At 60.8% G+C, this 589-nt stretch carries 1 protein-coding gene; it reads right to left on the minus strand.

All coding sequences use genetic code 11. The features are described from left to right. On the minus strand, positions 1–589 hold a 589-nt coding region (locus RX972_RS29100; RefSeq protein WP_316880752.1), incomplete at both ends, for a hypothetical protein.

A 589-nucleotide genomic window follows, 5' to 3' on the forward strand; every position in this document is an offset into this window, starting at 1 on the left:
TTGCAATACTCATCCGCGGTCGGACCGGCCACGCCCCAATTGAGCTGGTAGGGATCGTTGACGTAGTTGTTCCACTGGTCGCCGTAGTAGTTCCAGGAGATGTTCCGGTCGTTCAGGCTGTCGCCGAGGCTCTTGCGGGTCGACGGCGGGATCGTGAACGGCGTGTTGGACGGATTGGTGTCGGTGTAGGCGTTCTTGCCGTTGCCGAAATAACCCGGATTGTAGTTGTTCAAGAGATAATAGTGGCCCGGTTCGCAATTCGCGTTGATCCGGATGCCCTTCAGATAGTCAAGGATCGGCTTGACACCGGGCTGGCTTGCATCCGAGCAGTCGCTGTAGGAGCCGCCGCCGGACACCGGGCTCGTTTGGAAGGGCGGCGGGAAGCCGCCGTTTCCGCCGGCGCCGTAGCCGTCCTCGGTGTACCAATTGTTGGTGCCGGCAGCCGGATTCGGATTCTCGATCTCATGCACGATGCCGGCATCGGGCGTGCCGCCGAAAACCTGAATGCCGTTCGGCGGCACCGCGGCGTTGCCGTAAGTGTCGCTGAAGTAGATCATGTCGGCATGACCGAGCATGATGTGGTTGGCAC

Source organism: Pseudomonas syringae group sp. J309-1 (assembly GCF_032582135.1).
GTDB classification, from domain to species: domain Bacteria; phylum Pseudomonadota; class Gammaproteobacteria; order Pseudomonadales; family Pseudomonadaceae; genus Aquipseudomonas; species Aquipseudomonas quasicaspiana.